Raw genomic sequence first — 16,458 nt, forward strand, 5'->3', positions numbered from 1 at the left:
CGGCTCTATAGCTGCTTTCGATTTTGAACAATCTATTCGTTCTCAAGTTTACTAAACTCCGTTTGTAGGAATAGGGTACTAGAAACTGTCTACTAGAATGGAGGATTTTAATGTTCAGAGACCCGTACTACTCGAACCTTTTCGGTTGGTTACCGGAGCTACTGCTCGGCATCATTGTACTTATTATTGGTTTTATCATCGCTAAAGTTGTAGAAAACGTAGTAGTGAAGGCCATGAAAAAAGGTCGAGTTAACGAAAGATTGAGTATGCAACACCAAAAGTGGAGTGCCGATCGAATTGCAGGCAAGATAGTATTCTTTGGTATTTTACTACTCATTATCCTCATCTTCTTTAATATGATGGACCTTAATACAATTTCTTCACCGTTCTTGAATGTATTTGCAGGACTTAGCGGTGCAGTACTTGGAATTCTGAAAGCAGTTCTTATTCTGCTACTCGCTTGGGTACTCGCAACAGTCGTGAAAAACCTGATCTTATCTGCAGGACACAAAGTGAATGTGCATAAATATGTGTCTCAAGTAGGTGGATCTGCAGAGTCTGTAGATAAAGCAAAATGGATTTCGACGGCTACGAATGTTGCGTTCTATCTGATTTTACTTCTTTTCATTCCGGCGGTATTGAATGCGCTCGGTCTAAGTGGAGTAAGTGGTCCATTTGAAAACCTATTAACAGGATTTGTTGCATTCATCCCTAAATTAGTTGGGGCTGCGCTTATCTTTTTGGTTGGAATCATTATAGCTAAAATTATCCGCATGATTGTGACAAAGCTTCTCGAGTCAATTGGAGTGGATAAAATTGGTGATAAGCTAAAGGTTTCTTCTGCTGTCAAAGGGACAAGTATTTCAAAAGTAATTGGAACTATCGTATTCGTTTTGATTTTGATTCCTGTTACGATTTCAGCACTTGAGGTCCTTGACTTAGAAGGGATTTCACAACCTGCCATTGCAATGTTGAACGACATTATGGTTATGCTTCCGAAGATTGTCGTTGCAATTGCATTAGTACTTGTTGGTGTTTATGTAGCGAAGTGGGTTAAAGGTATTGTGGAATCATTACTTGCTAATCTAGGCGTTGACTCACTTTCTAACAAAATGGGTGTCAAGACAACGAACCGTGAAGGTAGTTTTACGGTTTCATCCGTCATCGGAACGTTTGTACAAATTGTCATCATTCTACTGTTTGTTGTAGAAGCGCTTCAACTTGTACAACTTGTATTTATGGTGACACTGGCAACTGCAATCTTTGCCTACTTGCCAATGGTGCTTGCTGCTGTACTTATTCTAGCAGTTGGCTTCTGGCTTGCGAACCTTGCTGAGAAATTCATTGGAAGTGTTATGCAAACGAAGTCAGGAAATCCACATGTCCTTCGATACGTAGCGAAATATGCGATTCTAGCGTTTGCTTTCTTCATGGCGCTTAGTCAGCTTGGGATTGCACCCGCGATTATCAATGCTGCTTTCATCCTCATCTTGGGTGGTGTTGCGTTAGCATTCGGACTAGCATTCGGACTTGGCGGTCGCGATCACGCATCTCATTACTTGTCTAAAATGGAGTCAAGCTTACAAGACGTTGATGTTTCTAAAGAAAACTGGGAACAACAAAAAGAGGAAATGAAGCAAGATGCAGAGCAAACGATGCAAAAAGCAAAAGATGGAATGGAAGCTACAAAATCACAGATGCAACAAGAAAAAGACGAAATGAAACGAGCAACTACGCAAGCACCACCGGCTCCTCCTTCAGATTATATTCCTGGGAATCCTGAAGATGGTTTAAGAGGACCTGCACATTCTGATGTGAATAATAATCTTCCACCAGCTGAGAACTTTGAAGGAAATGACCCAATTGCGTTTACACAAGACGACGTAGATACGGGGTATAACGAAGTAGAACCAGGTGAAGAATATCCATATGGAGACCACGTTCAGCAAAGTCGATTTAACCAAGAAGCACATGATCAGTGGAACAATCAGAAACCTAAGGATGATCTCAACAATAATTAAGGATAGGAAAAACGCACAGTCGGGAAACTCCCGTATTGTGCGTTTTTTAGTGGACTAATTTATGTTGAAATGCATAAATAACTGCTTGTGTCCGATCTTGGACCTCAAGTTTTGATAGGACATTACTGACGTGCGTCTTCACGGTTTTCAAAGAAATAAATAGTTCATCCGCAATTTCCTGATTGGACTTTCCTTGTGCGAGCAGCAACAACATTTCAAGTTCACGTTGTGTCAACTCTTCATGGAGTGGTTGGTCAGATCCTCCGCTTCGCATTTTTTTCATCATTTTGACGGTCACTTCCGGTTCCAAGACAGATTGACCGTCGACGGTTTCGCGGATTGCTTGTGCGATGCGCTTAGCGTTCGACGTCTTCAAAATATAGCTGGAAGCGCCTGCTTCTAGCGCTGGATAGACTTTGTCGTCATCTAGGAAACTTGTAACGACGATGATTTTTGCTTCCGGCCATTGCTGGATAATCGCTATCGTTGCCTCAGCACCCGTCATAATTGGCATGACCATATCCATTAAAATAACGTCGGGTCGTAGTTCAAGTGCCTTTTCAACCGCTTCGCCGCCATCGACTGCTTCGCCAACGACTTCCATATCCGGTTGAGTACTTAGATAAGCAGATACCCCAATACGAACCATTTCGTGATCATCTGCGAGTAGTATGCGTATCATGCACTTCCTCCTCCTCTGTCCGAAGTGGTAATTTCACTTCAACTATAGTTCCTTGGGAAGGGACGGATACAATTTTGCAGACGCCCCCAATTTCAACCGCACGCTCTTTGACATTTTGGAGACCGTACGACCCCCCTTTACCACTATATTCGCTAAATCCAATCCCATTATCCTGTACGCGGAAAATTGCTAACCCATCCCGTTCTATGAATACGACATCGACTTCCGTTGCTTGTGCGTGTCGAAGCGTGTTCGATAGCGTTTCCTGTGCGATTCGGAAGAGGTGATCTTCTGCTCCTTTAGAAAGTGGCACGTCTTCTAAACGGAATCGGATGGTAAACGTTACTTTTTCGCGTAGTTCTGTTAGTAATTCCTCTAGCCCTTCTTTGAGTGATTTACTATTAAGGATTGCAGGCCGTAGGTGAAGTAGCAAGGCGCGCATTTCGAGTTGTGCTTGTTGTACCATTCGTTCAACTTGGAGCAACGGTTTATGAAGCGTTGTTTCTTCAGGTGTCTCCGTTAGGGAAGACAAAAGCATAGAAGCTGCAAATAACTGTTGAGAGACTGAGTCATGGAGCTCGCGTGCAAGTCGTTGTCGCTCTTCGATTATCCGCTCATGAATGAGCTGGTCTTGGTCTTCGGCGCGTGTATCCGTAATGCGCTGCAAACTCTTTTTTTGAGTCTCCAGTACTTCTGAGACGGACTCAATCGTACGAGTCAATCTTCTTGAAATACCTTTGTTCGAAGCGTGAACGCTGTCTTCTGCTAATTGGTTAAGCCTACGTTCAATCGTTTTTTCTTTTCCACGAGCGATGCTGTACATCCAATACGATAGAAAAGTACCAAAAACAACTGGAATAATAAGTAGCCAAATACCAAGTGGCACCTCGAAAAATTCCTCATTGTAGAGTTGCTGCCATGTTAAAGTAGGCGCAAATTCAATGAAGTAATAAAGGCCAAAGCCACAGAAGGTAATGAGTAACGTAGATAACAGAATGGCTCTCCAGAAAAAACCAGTCATTTACGGATCACCTCGACATCCCCGAAACGAATAGAGAGGGAGATGATGAGTTCGGCTTCATCTCCAATAGGACGGTCGTAGCCGTCTTTCATATGAATCGATTCGTTCAGCAGTCGCTTTGGTGTTAGATCGAATAATCGACATTCACCGAATAATACGGAGCAGTGAATGCGGACTGGTAAATCATACGGTAACTCAATTTTTACGCGTCCAAATCCTTGACGGATGGAGATGAGTGACGTGTTTTTAGGAAGGACGGTATCTGTGACATCTATATAGAAGTCACCGACGATGCCTTGTACATGAATATCTTGCCATTCATATGACGTGAATGGTGTGGATTGGCGAGAGAAGAGCCGATCTTTCCAAATACCGTTCGGTGTCTCGGCTTTTACTTCTTTTAAAGGACGCATGATTTCTTCAGCAGGCGTTCCTTTCCACAAGCGGACGACGAGATAGAGGAGTATCGCAAAGATTAGTAAACGCAAGCTCCATAAAGATAGTAAGGCGATGACGATAAAAATACCGCCTGTTACTACTAACCATTTAGAGCGTCGTTGAAGTCCGAAATAGATGGCAATGGCACCTAGAAAGAAGAAGATGACGTTACCATTTCCGAATAAAACTGCTTCTACAAATACGAGCAATACAAAGCCTATCAACCATAGCGTTGTGCTCTCAGTAATCGTTCGTTTCATGGTATCCACTCCTTTCTAATGTCAGTATATGATTGTTTAATAAGAAAAAAACTGCCGAGCGGTCAAGGACGTCCTCGATTACCCGGACAGCTAGTTGCTGTCTAACTAGTTTACACGATTTTCTCGAAGGTTGCTTCTTCTGCTGTCAAACCTTCGAGACGGTTTCGCATAGACGCGATGTCTCCGTCTTTGGTGGATGAATTTGAAGTGAATTCATCCGATGAAGGGTTCATATCGGCAGCAAAGATGCGATCCATGCGGATGTTTGCTCGTTTGGCATTCTCTTCACCCATCAACTTCAAGCGGCGGACTTGCATGTCTTTTACTTTATGCTTCATGCTTTCAAAACGACGTTCCAATGCAATTATGGATTCGGTTGTGTCCGTTTCTAGTGAACGTAATTCGTCGGTGCGTAGGCTGTAGGCTTCGACTTCATCTTTTGCGTAGTTGATAAGTTCTTCCTCACCCATTGCTTCTGCTAGCGCAAGTTGTTCTGTGCGCTTGTCTGTCAGGTGTTCAGCTTCAAGTAGTTCCTTAACTACCTCGTCACGTAGAACTTTTTGACGATCCAGAAGTTTTCCGACAGCTTTCGTTTGTTGCTCTGCTTCTTTAATAGTTTCATTTAATACATCAGCAGCGTTCTGCGACTTGCGTTTTGCTGTTACGTGTTCGATGTCTTCTTGTACGGCGAATTTGAATTTATACCATAGTTCATTCATTTGAAGTCCTCCTTATTTTTTGAATTCGTTCCATTGTTTTTCGAACTTTGTGAATGGATCTGCCTCGATTACATTTGTATTTGTCCGGTGGTTCAATTTCCAAGTACGCCAAGCATAATATGCACCAATTGCCGCGAGAAGGCCGATGAATGCAGGGATGTTAGAAATACCTGTAAGCACTCCGACGAGTAGAATGATAGCCCAGAGTACGCGTCCTACTTTAGAGTCGCTTTTTCTGAAGTTGTACCATCCTGCGAATGCTGCAACTGCCGAAAGTGCAAGTGCGATGATGGACCCAATGTTTACGAGTGCTACAATCGCAGCAATAATCCCTAGCACGACTAATGCGATTTTTTTCATAATTTGTGGTGCCTCCCTTCGTTTGTATTCTAATCATAAAACAGATTGCAGTTTCACTAAACCGGCTACGTGTGTAGATTTGTCTCATACTTTAGGCTGAGTTAGATGCAAACCTATGAAACAAGGATTGAAAACGCTCTCAAACATTGGTATAGTTATTAGAAAAATATGACTATTCTAATATAGGAGCGTGTCAAAATGAGAGAAGCAGTAATCGTGGCTGGCTTACGTACGCCTGTAGGGAGAAGAAAAGGAAGTCTAGCGAACACAAGACCGGACGAACTAGCGGCATTACTATTAAATGAACTGATGGACCGCGCTGGTGTTGCGAAAGATGAAACAGACGACATCATCTTGGGATGTGTTACGCAATCGGGTGAGCAAGGTGGAAATGTCGCTCGTACCGCATCGTTAATTGCCGGGTTTCCTGTGACAGTTCCTGGCGTGACAATTGACCGTCAATGTGGATCGAGTCAGCAGGCGGTTCACTTTGCATCTCAGGCAATTATTAGTGGAGACATGGACGTGGTGATAGCGGGTGGAGTTGAAAGTATGACGAGGGAAGCAATGTTTTCCAACATGCATGCTGCAAAGCCAAGTGCAAAACTCACCTCACAATACGAAATCATTAATCAGGGTCTTTCCGCGGAACGAATTGCATCTAAATGGAAGTTATCGCGTGAGGCGCTCGATCAGTTTGCATACGACAGTCACCAGAAAGCGATGCGAGCGATTGAGGAAGGTCGTTTCGCTGAAGAAGTTGTACCGGTGTCGGTGATTGACCAAGAGGGGAATACGAAACTGTTCTCAGTGGATGAAGGACCTCGACCTGAGTCAACACTGGAAGCGCTCGCTGGATTGAAAACGGTATTCGATGAACAGGGTGCGATAACAGCTGGCAACGCAAGTCAGATGAGTGATGGCGCGTCTGCGGTATTACTCATGAGTCGAGATAAAGCGGAAGCGCTTGGTGTACAGCCTATTGCTCGCATCGTTGCACGTACAGTTGTTGGATCAGATCCAACACTTATGCTGACAGGTCCAATTGAGGCAACCCGACAAGTGCTCGAGAAGGCGGGATTGACGATTGAAGACATGGATCGATACGAAGTGAATGAAGCATTTGCCCCTGTTCCGCTTGCGTGGCTAGCGGAAACGGGAGCAAATCTCGAAAAGTTGAACGTCAACGGTGGGGCGATTGCGCTCGGTCATCCACTTGGAGCGACGGGAACGAAACTACTTGTGTCCCTCATGCATGAATTGAAACATTCCGGAGGCCGTTATGGGTTGCTTGCGATTTGTGAAGGAATGGGGATGGCAAACGCAACCGTCATTGAAATGCTTTAAGGGTTTTGTGCATAGGATAGCAATGACGTACTTGTACGATTTGTAAAAAGAACTTATGAGTACACGTACAAACCAATTTCAGGACAAAGGGAGATGGCCAACATGATGCAAACACCACTCAATTTAACGTCGTTCATCCGACGCGCTGAACAGTTCTTTCCGGAGAAGCTCATTATTTCACGTACTGCAGTGGATACAATTCATCGTATTCCGTACCGAGAGTTCGCAAAACGTACACGTAAACTTGCAGATGCACTAACAAAACTTGGCATGGAGCATGGAACGAAAGTAGCGACGTTTGGATGGAACCATCATCGCCATCTGGAAGCATACTTTGGTGTGCCTTGTTCAGGAGCGATTTTGCATATGGTCAATATTCGGTTGTCTCCAGAGCATATTGCGTATGTCATCAATCACGCAGAGGACGAGATTCTCTTAGTGGACGATAATTTGTTCCCTCATCTTGAAAAGCTAGCACCGCTGTTAAAGACAGTGAAACACTACATTATTATGGGAGATAGCAAAGAGGTACCCGATACATCTTTACCGAATGTCTATGCGTACGAAGCGCTTCTAGAAAATGCTTCTGATGCATTTGAATTCCCTGAGGATTTGGATGAAAACACGCCTGCAGGAATGTGTTATACGTCTGCGACGACGGGAAATCCGAAAGGTGTCGTTTATACGCATCGCGGGATTGTGCTTCATAGTTATGCGCTCGGGTTGGCAGATGCGATGGGATTGAATGAGCGAGATGTCATCATGCCAGTCGTTCCGATGTTCCACGTTAATGCATGGGGGCTGCCATTTGCTGCAGTGTTCTTCGGTTCTACGCAAGTACTGCCTGGCCCTGGGATTATTCCAGATCTATTGCTAGATTTGATTGAACAGGAAAAGGTGACGCTCACGGCAGGTGTTCCAACGATTTGGCTCGCTGTGCTGAAAGCACAAGATGCAAAACCACGTGATTTGTCCTCGTTACGTGCGATTGTTTGCGGAGGTTCCGCTTCACCGAAAGGTCTAATTCGAGCATTTGAGGAGCGGTACAAGGTGCCGTTCATTGTCGGGTATGGAATGACGGAAACGTCTCCACTTGTCAGTCTATCAGTATTGACATCAGGAATGGATGACGTCACGATGGATGAAAAAATTGAGTTGCGTGCACTACAAGGTCTTGTGATGCCTGGATTAGACGTTAAAATCGTCAACGAAAATGGTGAAGTTCCGTGGGATGGCAAGACGATGGGAGAACTTGCGGTTCGAGGTCCTTGGATTGCGGACGAATACTATAAAGATGAGCGAACGTCTGAAGCATTCCGAGACGGCTGGCTGTATACAGGCGATATTGCGGTAATGACGGAATTCGGCTATTTGAAACTGACAGATCGAACGAAAGACTTGATCAAGAGTGGCGGAGAATGGATTTCGTCGGTGGACTTAGAGAATGCTTTGATGTCACATGATGCTGTCTTTGAGGCTGCTGTGATTGCTGTCCCACATGAGAAGTGGCAAGAACGCCCGCTTGGCTGTGTCGTACTCGCAGAAGGACAGGAAGCGAATGATGCTATGAAAGCGGAGTTACTTACGTATATGGAAGGACAATTTGCGAAGTGGTGGGTTCCGGACAATATTGTCTTTATGGAAGAGATTCCAAAAACGTCTGTCGGGAAGTTTTTGAAAGCGGAATTACGCAAACAACTAATTGTTGTTAAATAAGTGTGAATAGATGGAGCCCGTCTGGCGAATAGTGCTGGACGGGTTTTGTTGTGCTGTTGTCATAGATTGTACAGCTGTTTCGTAAACTACTAGAGGTTATGCGAAACTTGTAGCGGGGGATGTCGTCTTTATGACAAGCTAAGTGCAAAGGTGTTATGAGGTTTTGTGAGTTATGAGCGGAATGGGTGAGTTTATGATCACTATTGGGGATCTATGAGCGGAAAGCGTGGGTTATGATCACAATTGAGGATTTATGAGCAAATATCGTGATTTATGATCAAGTCTCGCGACAAAGAGCAACTCAATCTTATGAAGTGTAGATTATTAACAACGTGTGACGGGAGTGCATGCACATAGACAGTTGGATTATGGACCTTTTGGCGGAATACGGCTATTATGGCGTACTTGCACTCATATTTGTAGAAAACCTTTTCCCACCGATACCCTCTGAACTAATATTAACGTTCAGTGGAGTGTTAGTGGCATCTCATCATTTATCCATGGGATGGATGATTGTAGCTGCGACAATTGGCTCGGTAGTCGGTGCGATGTTCCTTTACGGCATCGGCATGTTTTTGGACGTTCCGAGGCTCGAACGACTAACGGATCGATATGGCCGTTGGCTTAGATTGAAGCGCAAGGATATCCGGCGGGCGGACGCCTGGTTCGATAAGTATGGACCATGGACCGTACTCATTTGTAGGGTCATTCCACTCGTCCGTAGTCTAATTTCGATACCTGCAGGAATGTCAGGGATGAATTTTCCACTTTTCATCATTCTCACAGCATTAGGAAGTTTGGCTTGGAATAGTGTACTTATTTACTTAGGTTTCAAACTCGGGGCAAACTTAGATTCGGTCGTCCAATATATGGACATCTATTCGAACGTTGTGTATATTTTAATAGGAATTGGCGGAGCGGTTGCATGCATTATGTATGTCAGACTTCGCAGAAAGCGGGTATAAGAATCTATGGATTTATTTGAATTTCTAAAAGCGCTCTTGTTAGGGTTTGTTGAAGGTATGACGGAATTCGCGCCTGTTTCTTCAACAGGTCATTTAATTATCGTTGACGATATGTGGTTGAAAAGTGAAGAGTTTCTAGGGAAATATCCTTCTATCACGTTTAAAATCGTCATTCAACTCGGTTCAATATTAGCCGTCGTTGTCGTGTTCTGGAAACGGTTATTTAGCTTAGTTGGTCTCTATAAAGTAGAAGGTCAAAAGGCGAGCCAAAGTTTCAATTTACTACATGTAATCGTTGGCATGTTGCCAGCCGTTGTCCTAGGGTTTGCTCTGAAAGATTTGATCGATGATTATTTGTTCGGTGTTGAAACAGTTATCGTCGCGCTTGTCGCAGGAGCCATTCTAATGATTGTTGCAGATCGATTTGGACCGAAGACTCCGCGTGTAACGACGCTTGACCAAATTTCATATCGTCAAGCATTCACCGTTGGACTCGTTCAATGTTTATCTTTGTGGCCAGGGTTTTCGCGGTCGGGTGCTACAATTTCAGGTGGTGTCCTATTCGGAATGAACCACAGAACCGCAGCAGACTTCACGTTTATCATGGCGGTTCCAATCATGATGGGGGCAAGTCTTGTCTCTGTGATGAAAAACTGGGAGTATTTATCGATGGATCACATTTCCTTCTACATCGTAGGATTCCTCAGCGCATTTGCATTCTCACTATTGTCGATCCGCTTCTTCCTGAAACTGATTTCAAAAGTGAAACTCGTTCCATTTGCAATTTATCGTATCGTACTTGCGATTGTTTTAGCGATTATCGTATTCGTTTAAGAAGCATGCCCGCCTTAACTCGCGGGATGCTTCTTTTTTATGGTTGCAATTAACTTCTCCTAATCAACTAAAAACTGATAGAATTAAAGAAAACTTTCACTTGGGTAATAATTAGGTGGCGTTACTGAACGACCTCTGAAGACTAAGCGACAGAAAAGGTGAGCGACAATGGCTGAACGAATTTTAATTATTGAAGATGAAGAAAGTATCGCACGTGTTCTTCAACTTGAACTTGGATTTGAAGGGTACGACGTGTCGATATGTCATACAGGAACAGATGGATTAATTATGTATCGGGAACAAGAATGGGAGCTCGTCCTCCTCGACCTGATGCTACCGGGAATCAATGGATTGGATGTCTTGAGAAGGATTCGGACAGATGAAAAGATGACGCCTGTGATTCTATTGACAGCTAAAAGTGATATGGAAGACAAAGTAACAGGACTTGACTTAGGGGCCAATGACTATGTGACCAAACCATTTGAAATTGAAGAGCTGCTCGCAAGAATCCGTTCGGCGCTCCGATTTTCAGCAAAAGGTACGCCTGAGCAAAAGGACACGCATTTACATGAGTTTAACGGCATTTCAATTCATGACCAGACGCGTGAAGTCCGTTGTGGAGGAGAAGCAATCGAATTAACACCAAGAGAATATGATTTGCTGTTTCATTTGTTGAAACATCCGAACCAGGTATTGACGAGGGAGCAATTACTCGATGCGGTGTGGGGCTATGATTATTATGGAGATACCAATGTAGTCGATGTCTATATTAGGTACGTACGGAAGAAGATCGATCCTCAATGTGGTCCTTCGTTCATCCATACTGTACGAGGCGTTGGATATGCACTGAAGGATTGATGATATGAAACTTAAAAATAAAATTCACTCTCTTTCTACACTGATGATGTTGATATTGCTCATTCTTAGCAATTTAGGGATCTATTTTACGTTTGACCGGACGCAACATAAAACAGAATATAGTCAACTTCTTGGAAGCGCGAAGGAATTGACAGTCGCCTTAAGTAAAATGACGGACGAAGAAGAGGCAGAAATTATTTTGCGTGCATATGTGCCGCCAAATGGTGCTCTTCGGGTAGTAGATGAAGAGGGGAAGGATATTTTAGCCGTCCAATCGATGGAAGGGTTCGATAAGAAATTTCCGATTCCAAATAAGGATGAACAATATACAATTGTTCCTTTCAATGGATACGAAGCACTCTCTATTGCGATTCCGACAATTTGGCCGACGGGAGAAGTTGTACAGCTAGAAATGACGCAAGTGTTGACCGATTTGAAAGCCAATTTGAAACTACTTAGAATGGTAATGATTGGGATTACCCTGTTTGCCATGATTCCAATCATCATCTCGAGTATCACACTAGGACGGATCGTTACGCAGCCGATTGAAAAACTTATCCAGGCGATGACGGCTAGCCGTCGATCAGGCACATTCCAGCAAATAGCGGTTCCCGATAACGGGAAGGATGAGCTGGCGCAATTGGGGCAGACGTTCAATGATTTGATGATCCAGCTTGAGCAGAACTACCGCAAACAGGAAAAGTTTGTTTCGGATGCTTCCCACGAACTAAAAACACCATTAACGGTCATTGATAGTTATGCTCGGCTTTTGGAACGTCGAGGAATGGACAAGCCGGAGATTACCGAAGAAGCGCTCACTGCAATTCGGAATGAAACGAAACGGATGAAGGAAATGATTGAGCAAATGTTGGACCTTGCACGTAATAACGAGCCTGCTTCGTATGTTTTTGAAGAGACAGATATCCGTGCTCTCGTTGATGAAGCATCACGTATGATCACCAGCGCTTATGGGCGAGAGATTCATATTTCGGGTCCGGATCAAATGGTTATATCAACAGATGAAACCCATTTAAAGCAACTGTGTATTATCCTACTTGATAATGCACGGAAATACAGTCAGCGTGAAATCGACATCCGTATTGATGAACAGCAAGACTTTGTCCGTATACGTATCCGAGATTATGGAAAAGGTATTCCTGCAAAAGATATTCCATTTTTGTTTGATCGGTTTTATCGGGTAGATGAAGACCGTAACCGGAAAACGGGAGGAACAGGATTGGGACTGGCCATCGCAAATGAAATCGCAATTGGGTTAGGGACGAAGCTCGATATTGAAAGTGAAGAAGGTAAAGGGACTGAAGTGATTATTTGGTTGCCAAAAACTTTACCTTCTCAGTAAATTTTAATGTGTTCTTGGTACACTACATGAGAGGTGAATCGATATGAAAAAAGGCAGGAAGTATTTGTTGCCATTCAGTCTCGTGCTACTCGTTGTTATTGCGAGTATGTTTTACATGAAGAGCATCGTTTCTCACGCAGACACAATTCCGTCTGACATGATTAAAAACCAATTAGAAATGATGTACAACGGTGAAGTGAACGACTTATTATTGAACAACGATATATATGGTGCAAAACTTGTCCGTAAAGAATTGGTCTATGAGTTACGTGTTGATGGGGAGACAGGAAAAGTGTTGTCCATGGTGTTAGAAAAACCTTCAGCAGAACGAGTTGCGAAAGAGAAGCTGCTTGCTGAAAAAGCTGAAAAAGCTGAAAAAGAAAAGGGTGAGACTTCAGTAAAGAAACCTGAACCGCTACCTGCTCAGCCGGTAAAACAGGAACCAGAAGTGCAGCCTGAAGTTCCAAAACCAGCTCCAGTCCAACCTCAGGCACAACCAGAGCCTAAGCCGCAGCCAAGACCAGAGCCTAAACCGCAGCCGAAGCCTCAACAAAACCCGCAAACGAAGCCGCCTGTCAGTAAGCCAGCGCCACAGAAAACAGTGATGCTGACGGAACAACAAGCCGTTCAAATTGCGTTGCGTCAGTTGAATGGAGAAGTAGATGACGTGGACTTCGTTAACACTTCTGATGGCGGCTATTATCTTGTTGAAATTGAAATTGATGTTGACGATGGGCCAGACGAAGCAACGTACCAGATTCACGCAATATCGGGCAAAATCATGTCTGTCACTTGGGATGACTGATTTTATTAGGAATGATGAATGAACTCGAACCGATCAGCTAGCGCTGGTCGGTTTTATTGTGCAGTCAATTAAGGCTTATGAGCGGAATTGGTAGAGTTATGATCACATTTCGGAGGTTATGAGCGGAATTGTGTATTTATGATCACAATCCTGGAATTATGAGCGGAATCGCAGAGTTAAGATCACAAACTAAGAGTTATGAGCGAATTCCGAGTTTAATGAGCGCGTACCAAACTCGTTAAGCTAGATTGACAACTTATGCGCATTCTTTGAATGGGATGCGCCTAATCTACTGACACAGTTTTGCCAACAGATACGCACAATTTGAGAAAATCAGTGAAGAGCCCTCAATCATGGCATACTTTATGCCGAAATAGACTAATAGAGCCGCTTCGCATAGAACGGCGGAGCATGTGACGAACGTAAATAGGCAACTACACGAGAGGACTGAATGCAATGGCTTATGAAAGCGGGATATTGTTAGAGAGTGGTACAAATGAGCTCGAAATCGTTGAATTTGAGGTGGCGGGAAGCCGTTACGGCATTAACGTTATAAAAGTAAAAGAGATTATCGTGCCAATGCCGATAACTCCGATCCCTCACGCAGACCCGGCAGTAGAGGGGATTATTCAGCTACGTGGGGAAATCCTTCCAGTCATTAGTATGGAGGTTGTTTTGGGAATGGGACCATCTGCGAATCCTCAAAACGACAAGTACATCGTTTCGTCATTCAACAAGCAACAAGTCGTTTTCCACGTACACAATGTGACGATGATTCACAGAATCTCATGGGATGCAATCGAGAAACCAACAGGTGCATACTCTGCTGAGACGTCCCCTGTCATCGGTGTCATCAAGCTTGGTGGCGACATGATGTTGTTGCTCGACTTTGAAAAGATTGTTATGGAGATTAGCCCGGAAACTGGAATTCGCGTGGAGCAGATTCATAAGCTTGGCAAGCGTGAGCGTTCAGACAAGCGCTTGCTTGTAGCAGAAGATTCTCCACTTTTGCGGAAACTACTGCAGACTACGCTCTCTGAAGCAGGTTATGAACGTGTGGAGTTCTTTGAAAATGGTAAAGATGCACTAGTGTATTTGGAACAATTAGCGGAGATAGGTGACGTAGCAGATACGATCCAATTGGTCATTACGGATATTGAAATGCCACAAATGGATGGTCATCACTTCACGAGAAGAATCCGGGATCATAAAGGTCTTGCGAAACTACCCGTTATTATTTTCTCTTCGTTAATAACAGACGATTTGAAGCACAAAGGAACAAGTGTAGGTGCTGACGAACAAATCAGTAAGCCTGAAATAGCGGAACTTGTCTTGAAGATCGATCAGTACGTACTTTAATAGAGTATTTGGCGTATTAAAGTTTTTATTGCCATGCATACCAAGTCGGTGGTTTACTTAACCATCGGCTTTTTTTTGTTGTCTCACTAATAGAAAAAGAGGGTACATAAGAAACAAGTTGAATTAAAATTAAGGAATAGCAAACCAACAGCGGAGGTGCGATTGGATGATGACAGATATTTTAAATTGGATAACAGGATCGTTTAGTAATTATTTATGGTCGTATGTACTGATCGGCTTATTGCTTATACTCGGTCTATACTTCACAATAGGAACGAAATTTGTGCAGTTCCGGCTATTCGGTGAGATGTTCCGCTTGATTACTGAAAAGAAAGATAGTGAGGATGGCGTGTCTGCATTCCAAGCGTTTACTATCAGTGCCGCTTCACGTGTAGGTACAGGAAACATCACAGGGGTCGCTTTGGCGATTGGAATCGGTGGACCTGGTGCGATCTTCTGGATGTGGATCATTGCTATCATTGGAATGGCTACAGCTTTTGTTGAGAGTACATTGGCGCAAGTCTATAAAGTACGGGACGGCGATACCTTTAGAGGTGGACCGGCTTATTATATGCAGAAAGCACTTGGACTTAGGGGATTAGGAATTGTCTTTGCTATTTTGTTAACACTTTGTTTTGGATTTATATTTAACGCAGTTCAGTCAAACACGATTAGCCAATCATTCTCGGAAGTTTTTAATATTCCTAATTGGGTTATTGGTCTTATTCTTGTTGTACTTACAGCGGTTATTATTTTTGGCGGTGTAAAACGAATCGTCAAAGTAACACAGGCGATAGTTCCAATCATGGCAACACTTTACATCGTCGTAGCGTTGTATATTGTCATTGTAAATATTACTGAAATTCCAGCAATGATTACATTAATTGTAGAGCACGCGTTTGGCATTAAAGAAATTGCTGGTGGTGGAATTGGTGCTGCGATGATGCAAGGTGTGCGTCGTGGGTTATTCTCGAACGAAGCCGGTATGGGTAGTGTTCCGAATGCTGCAGCAACAGCAAACGTAACACATCCAGCGAAACAAGGACTTGTTCAAAGTTTAGGAGTGTTTTTCGACACGATCATTATATGTTCAGCGACAGCGTTCATTATTTTACTAGCAGGACTTTATGATAAAGGGGAAACGGATGGTATTTTGCTAACTCAAGCATCTATGGCAGAGCACGTGGGCTCATGGGCTCCATACTTCGTTGCAATTGCAATCTTGTTCTTTGCATTCAGTTCGATTATTGGAAACTATTATTACGGAGAAACCAATATTGAATTTATTAATGCACATAAGGGTTGGATGACTGTCTATCGACTGGCCGTACTAGGTATGGTAATGTTCGGTGCAATGGCGAAAGTTCAAACGGTTTGGGATCTAGCAGATGTCTTTATGGGACTGATGGCTGTATTGAACCTAGTAGTCATTGCTATACTAGGTCGCATTGCATTCAAAGTATTGGATGATTTTACAAGTCAACGGAAGAAAGGCTTAAATCCTAGGTTCCAAGCGAAAACTATTCCCGGTCTAAAGGGGACGGAGTGCTGGGGAGAAGAGCAACCGAAAGAATAATACCGAATTGTAAATAGTAAAAATCACCGGGTGGATAATTCGCCTGGTGATTTTTTTGTGACAAACGATCTAAAGTCTACCTTTTTAGTGAGTAGTTAGTTATAATCATAAAGTTGCAAAATATGAAAGGAACGTGA

The 16,458-nt window shown here is 43.4% G+C and carries 15 protein-coding genes; 10 read left to right on the forward strand and 5 right to left on the reverse strand.

Annotation, left to right across the window (positions count from 1 at the left end):
* Window positions 1-110: 110 nt before the first annotated feature.
* On the forward strand, window positions 111-2,021 hold the full coding sequence (locus tag ACRPI0_RS16555) for a mechanosensitive ion channel (protein WP_432353896.1): 1,911 nt from the start codon (window positions 111-113) through the stop codon (window positions 2,019-2,021).
* A 46-nt stretch (window positions 2,022-2,067) separates the two neighbouring features.
* Here ACRPI0_RS16555 and ACRPI0_RS16560 read toward each other — a convergent pair whose 3' ends face one another.
* From ACRPI0_RS16560 to ACRPI0_RS16580, 5 genes are all read right to left on the reverse strand, one after another.
* On the reverse strand, window positions 2,068-2,703 hold the full coding sequence (locus ACRPI0_RS16560) for a response regulator (protein ID WP_432353898.1): 636 nt from the start codon (window positions 2,701-2,703) through the stop codon (window positions 2,068-2,070).
* Window positions 2,678-3,724, reverse strand: a complete 1,047-nt coding sequence (locus ACRPI0_RS16565; RefSeq protein ID WP_432353900.1) for a sensor histidine kinase — start codon at window positions 3,722-3,724, stop codon at window positions 2,678-2,680. Before ACRPI0_RS16565 ends, ACRPI0_RS16560 begins: the two co-directional genes overlap by 26 nt.
* Window positions 3,721-4,422: a cell wall-active antibiotics response protein LiaF gene (gene liaF, locus ACRPI0_RS16570; protein WP_432353902.1), complete on the reverse strand. Its 702-nt coding sequence runs from the start codon at window positions 4,420-4,422 to the stop codon at window positions 3,721-3,723. The genes ACRPI0_RS16565 and liaF overlap by 4 nt, the downstream gene beginning before the upstream one ends.
* A gap of 110 nt (window positions 4,423-4,532) precedes the next feature.
* A complete protein-coding gene (locus tag ACRPI0_RS16575; RefSeq protein WP_432353903.1) occupies window positions 4,533-5,141 on the reverse strand; it encodes a PspA/IM30 family protein in 609 nt (202 codons plus the stop codon).
* Window positions 5,142-5,153: 12 nt separating this feature from the next.
* Complete coding sequence (locus ACRPI0_RS16580) at window positions 5,154-5,501, reverse strand: ABC transporter permease (RefSeq protein ID WP_432353905.1); 348 nt, start codon at window positions 5,499-5,501, stop codon at window positions 5,154-5,156.
* A 198-nt stretch (window positions 5,502-5,699) separates the two neighbouring features.
* Between ACRPI0_RS16580 and ACRPI0_RS16585 the strand changes: the two genes are divergently transcribed.
* The 9 genes from ACRPI0_RS16585 to ACRPI0_RS16625 all read left to right on the forward strand — a co-directional run bounded on the left by ACRPI0_RS16585 (window position 5,700) and on the right by ACRPI0_RS16625 (window position 16,321).
* Window positions 5,700-6,848: a thiolase family protein gene (locus tag ACRPI0_RS16585; protein WP_432353907.1), complete on the forward strand. Its 1,149-nt coding sequence runs from the start codon at window positions 5,700-5,702 to the stop codon at window positions 6,846-6,848.
* 102 nt (window positions 6,849-6,950) lie between these two features.
* Entirely contained in the window at window positions 6,951-8,564 is a 1,614-nt protein-coding gene (locus ACRPI0_RS16590) for a long-chain fatty acid--CoA ligase (protein WP_432353909.1), read from the forward strand.
* 347 nt (window positions 8,565-8,911) lie between these two features.
* Complete coding sequence (locus ACRPI0_RS16595) at window positions 8,912-9,529, forward strand: DedA family protein (RefSeq protein WP_432353910.1); 618 nt, start codon at window positions 8,912-8,914, stop codon at window positions 9,527-9,529.
* Between the two features lie 6 nt (window positions 9,530-9,535).
* The gene (locus ACRPI0_RS16600) at window positions 9,536-10,363 is read left to right on the forward strand and encodes an undecaprenyl-diphosphate phosphatase (RefSeq protein ID WP_432353911.1); all 828 of its coding nucleotides are present in this window, start codon (window positions 9,536-9,538) and stop codon (window positions 10,361-10,363) included.
* A gap of 168 nt (window positions 10,364-10,531) precedes the next feature.
* A complete protein-coding gene (locus tag ACRPI0_RS16605) occupies window positions 10,532-11,221 on the forward strand; it encodes a response regulator transcription factor (protein ID WP_432353912.1) in 690 nt (229 codons plus the stop codon).
* Window positions 11,222-11,225: 4 nt separating this feature from the next.
* Complete coding sequence (locus tag ACRPI0_RS16610) at window positions 11,226-12,581, forward strand: sensor histidine kinase (RefSeq protein WP_432353913.1); 1,356 nt, start codon at window positions 11,226-11,228, stop codon at window positions 12,579-12,581.
* A gap of 43 nt (window positions 12,582-12,624) precedes the next feature.
* Window positions 12,625-13,386 (forward strand): PepSY domain-containing protein, encoded by a 762-nt coding sequence (locus ACRPI0_RS16615; protein ID WP_432353914.1) that lies wholly within the window; start codon window positions 12,625-12,627, stop codon window positions 13,384-13,386.
* Between the two features lie 456 nt (window positions 13,387-13,842).
* Entirely contained in the window at window positions 13,843-14,745 is a 903-nt protein-coding gene (locus ACRPI0_RS16620; RefSeq protein WP_432353915.1) for a chemotaxis protein, read from the forward strand.
* A gap of 169 nt (window positions 14,746-14,914) precedes the next feature.
* Window positions 14,915-16,321 (forward strand): alanine/glycine:cation symporter family protein, encoded by a 1,407-nt coding sequence (locus tag ACRPI0_RS16625; RefSeq protein WP_432355996.1) that lies wholly within the window; start codon window positions 14,915-14,917, stop codon window positions 16,319-16,321.
* Window positions 16,322-16,458: the final 137 nt, after the last annotated feature.

This window comes from Sporosarcina sp. A2 (assembly GCF_050858885.1).
Classification (GTDB): Bacteria; Bacillota; Bacilli; order Bacillales_A; family Planococcaceae; genus Sporosarcina.